Raw genomic sequence first — 5,184 nt, forward strand, 5'->3', positions numbered from 1 at the left:
GTGAAGCAAAAATCACAGTAGCTGGTACTCCAGGCACTAGAACAGTAACTACCACTTATACTGTGAATCCGACAGATGGTAGCCTCATTCCACATGAAGGAAAACCAGTTATCAAACCTTCAACTCCTACAGTGGTCAAGGTCCCAGCTAAAGATGAGGTTGAATATCTCAAAGAAGGTGATGATGTTGTTAAGAAGACTACAACTTACGCGGTCAATGCAAGTACAGGTTCTCTGACTCCAACAGAAAAAAATGAAGTGTTCAAGAAAGATGGTGCTAAATCTAAGGTTGTGGTTACGCCAATAGAGCCAAGTATTCGTTATGAAAAAGACGCGACAAAAGCTAAAGGTGAAGCAAAAATCACAGTAGCTGGTACTCCAGGCGCTAGAACAGTAACCACAACCTACACAGTTAATTCTACAGATGGTAGCCTCATTCCACATGAAGGGAAACCAGTTATCAAGCCTTCAACTCCTACAGTGGTCAAGGTCCCAGCTAAAGATGAGGTTGAATATCTCAAAGAAGGTGATGATGTTGTTAAGAAGACTACAACTTACGCGGTCAATGCAAGTACAGGTTCTCTGACTCCAACAGAAAAAAATGAAGTGTTCAAGAAAGATGGTGCTAAATCTAAGGTTGTGGTTACGCCAATAGAGCCAAGTATTCGTTATGAAAAAGACGCGACAAAAGCTAAAGGTGAAGCAAAAATCACAGTAGCTGGTACTCCAGGAACTAGAACAGTAACCACAACCTATACAGTTAAACCTACAGATGGCAGCCTCATTCCACATGAAGGAAAACCATTTATCAAACCTTCAACTCCTACAGTGGTTAAAGTGCCAGCTAAAGATGAGGTTGAATACCTCAAAGAAGGCGATGATGTTGTTAAGAAGACTACAACTTACGCGGTCAATGCAAGTACCGGTGCCTTAACTCCAACAGAGACAACAGAAATCTTCAATAGAAATGGAGCCAAGGCTAAGGTTGTGGTTACGTCAATAGAGCCAAGTGTTCGTTATGAAAAAGACGCGACAAAAGCTAAAGGTGAAGCAAAAATCACAGTAGCTGGTACTCCAGGTACCAGAACAGTAACCACAACCTACACAGTTAATTCGACAGATGGTAACCTCATTCCACATGAAGGAAAGCCAGTTATCAAACCTTCAACTCCTACAGTGGTTAAAGTGCCAGCTAAAGATGAGGTTGAATACCTCAAAGAAGGCGATGATGTTGTTAAGAAGACAACAACTTACGCGGTCAATGTAAGTACCGGTGCCTTAACTCCAACAGAAAAAAAGGAAATCTTCAAACAAAATGGAGCTAAATCTAAGGTTGTGGTTACGCCAATACAGCCAAGTGTTCGTTATGAAAAAGACGCGACAAAAGCTAAAGGTGAAGCAAAAATCACAGTAGCTGGTACTCCAGGCACTAGAACAGTAACTACCACTTATACTGTGAATCCGACAGATGGTAACCTCATTCCACATGAAGAACCGGCAGTAGTAGTCCCATCAAAACCGACAGTGGTCAAAGTCCCAGCTAAAGATGAGGTTGAATACCTTAAAGAAGGCGATGATGTTGTTAAGAAGACTACCAGCTACGAAGTCAATGCAAGTACCGGTGCCCTTACTCCAACAGAAAAAAATGAAGTGTTCAATAAAGATGGAGCTAAATCTAAGGTTGTGGTTACGCCCCTCGAGCCAAGTGTGCGTTATGAGAAAGATGCCACAAGAGCCAAAGGTGAAGCAAAAATCACAGTAGCTGGTACTCCAGGCACTAGAACAGTAACTACCACTTATACTGTGAATCCGACAGATGGCAGCCTCATTCCACATGAAGAACCGGCAGTAGTAGTCCCATCAAAACCGACAGTGGTCAAAGTCCCAGCTAAAGATGAGATTGAATACCTTAAAGAAGGCGATGATGTTGTTAAGAAGACTACAAGCTACGAAGTTAATGCAAGTACCGGTGCCCTTACTCCAACAGTAAGGAAAGACATTGCCAGTCCAAATGGCGTTAAATCCAAAGTCGTAACCAAAATAATTCCGGTAACAACACGGTATGAAGCAGATAAAACCAAAGATGTAGGAACTAATACGGCTACTAACAATGGATCTGAAGGTAAGATAGTAACAACAACATCAACACTTGTTAATGAAACTAACGGTACGGTAACGGATGGAACACCGATCGTTAGTAGAACAGAAATGGTACCAAAAGTCGTTAAAGTTGGTGCCAAAGACAAAGTCGTAGAAACACCAATTGAGCCAGAAGTTGAGTATGTTAGAGATGTTGAAAAAGACTTCGGTACACCAGATCAGCGTACTGAGGGTGAAAAAGGTAAAACAGTCACTACAACCACTTACGATGTAGATCCAAAGGACGGTCATATTACAGAACACGTTGGTAATCCAGTCGTCACCCCAGCAGGCAAAACAATTGTTAAAGTTGGTGCGAAAACTAAGGTTGAACAATCTAAAGATTCTGAAGGTCGTGATGTGATTGATACCACTACCTATGAAGTTGATCCAAAAACAGGTAATGTAACTCCAACAACTGTTCGAACTTATGGGAAAACGAAAGAACCAACAGTTGAGAAGAGAGTAGTACCATCACCTGTTGTCTATGAAAAAGATGATACGAAAGAAAAAGGTACAGCCCCAACTACTGTTAAAGGTGAAGATGGTGAAGACACTATCACAACAACTTACACTGTGGATCCTAATACTGGAAAGATTACAGCAAGTGAAGGTCAACCAGTTCGTACGAAAGAACCAACGAATACTATTGTCAAAGTCGCAGCGAAGGACAAAGTAGAAACAACATCAATCCCATCACCTAAGAAATATGTGAAAGATGATACACGCGACAAAGATCAACCGAATGTGGAAGAAGCAGGACAAGCAGGTTCAAGCACTACCACAACAACATATAGTGTTGATTCTACTACAGGTGCTATTACAGAAAGAGTAGGAGAACCAGTAGTAGTAAATCCAACAGCAACTATTGTCAAAGTCGCAGCGAAGGACAAAGTCGTAGAAACCCCGATTGAACCAGAAGTGGAATACGTTAAAGATGTTGAAAAAGACTTCGGTACACCAGATCAGCGTACTGAGGGTGAAAAAGGTAAAACAGTCACTACAACCACTTACGATGTAGATCCAACCGACGGTCATATCACAGAACACGTTGGTAATCCAGTCGTCACCCCAGCTACTAAAACAATAGTTAAGGTTGGTGCGAAAACTAAGGTTGAACAATCTAAAGATTCTGAAGGTCGTGATGTGATTGATACCACTATCTATGAAGTTGATCCAAAAACAGGTAAGGTAACTCCTACAACAGTTCGAACTTATGGGAAAACGAAAGAACCAACGACTGAGACAAGGCCTGTACCATCCCCTGTTGTCTATGAAAAAGACGATAGTCGTGACAAAGATTCAGAACCAGTTCGAAAAGAAGGAACTCCTGGAGAAGACACCATCACCACAACGTACACAGTAGATCCTAATACTGGAAAGATTACAGCAAGTGAAGGTCAACCAGTTCGTACGAAAGAACCAACTAATACTATTGTCAAAGTCGCAGCGAAGGATAAAGTAGAAACAACCGAAATCCCATCACCTAAGAAGTATTTGAAAGATGATACACGCGACAAAGATCAACCGAATGTGGAAGAAGCAGGTCGAGCAGGTTCACGTACAACAACCACTACTTACAAAGTAAATCCAGCAGATGGAACAATTACAGAAAGAGTAGGAGAACCAGTAGTAGTAAATCCAACAGAAACAATTGTCAAAGTTCCAGCGAAGGACAAAGTAGTAGAAACCCCGATTGAACCAGAAGTTGAGTACGTCAAAGATGGTGAACGAGAAGTTGACACACCTAATGAACGCGTTGAAGGAGCTAAAGGTAAAACAGTTACTACAACCACTTACGATGTAGATCCAAACGACGGTCATATTACAGAACACGTTGGTAATCCAGTCGTCACCCCAGCAAGCAAGACAATTATTAAAGTTGGTGCGAAAACTAAGGTTGAACAATCTAAAGATTCTGAAGGTCGTGATGTGATTGATACCACTACCTATGAAGTTGATCCAAAAACAGGTAAGGTAACTCTGACAACAGTTCGAACTTATGGGAAAACGAAAGAACCAAAAGTAGAGTTAGAACAAAATCCTAAGACAGGTGATGTTACAGTGACACCGAAGAAACCAGATGGCTCAACATACCCACCAGGAACTAAGGTAGAAATCCCAGGTAAAGGTGACAAGTTAATCACAGTCACAATCGGTGAAGACGGTAAAGGTAAAGTACCAAACAGTGAATTACCAGAAGGTAAAGTTCCAGGTACAGGTAAGATTACTGAACCAGGTAAACCAGCTGTGGAAGTTCCAGTAGAAAATCCAGCTAAGGTAACAATTTTTGAAAATGGTGTATTACCGGCTTCAATTGAATTGCCAGAGCTAGTGATTGAGGTTCGCTGGATTGATGAAGATGGAAATGTATTGAAATCATCCGTTAAGACAGGCAAGGAAAAGGATGCTGAACATGGATCAATTCTAGGATATGAATTTGTACGAACTGTGATAGCTGAAAATGAACCAGTAATGACCCACATTTTCAGAAAAATAAGTTCAAACACAAATACAATTCCAGTAACATCTGATACTAATGTAAATTCTGATCACGATACACCTGAGCTAACAACTCCAACTCCAGTTGTGCCAGTAATGCCTGATGCTAATGGAAATTCTGGTTACGATACAGCTGCACCAACAACTCCAGTTCCAGATGCAGTTGCTCCGAATGCAGATCAGGTAGATACTAAGACTACTAATGATAATGGAGCTAAATCAAATGATTCTCAAAATGTATTACCAAATACAGGAACTGAATCAAATGCGACTCTTGCATCTCTAGGACTTCTTGGTATGCTAGGCGGTCTCGGACTTGCTCTTGGAAAGAAAAAAGAAGACTAAAATAAACATTTAGTCAAATATGAACGGATCATTGTCAAGTGGACAATGAACACAAAAGATTAAAAAACGGCCTTGTTCCTCATTTCAAGAGGTGCAAGGCTATTCTTGTATTCTCGAAAAAGTGGCTCTTTGTCAACTGTAGTGGGTTGAAGAAAAGCTAAGATCGAGAAAGGACGAAATTTGTCCTTTCTTTTTTGAT

1 protein-coding gene is annotated in these 5,184 nt (G+C 41.0%); it reads left to right on the forward strand.

The window, feature by feature from the left end:
* The coding region (locus tag N8M09_RS10750) for a G5 domain-containing protein (RefSeq protein ID WP_261065177.1) at nt 1-4,985 on the forward strand (4,985 nt) is incomplete at its 5' end.
* Nucleotides 4,986-5,184: the final 199 nt, after the last annotated feature.

The organism is Streptococcus mitis, assembly GCF_946190375.1.
In the GTDB taxonomy this organism is placed as follows: Bacteria; Bacillota; Bacilli; order Lactobacillales; family Streptococcaceae; genus Streptococcus; species Streptococcus mitis_CJ.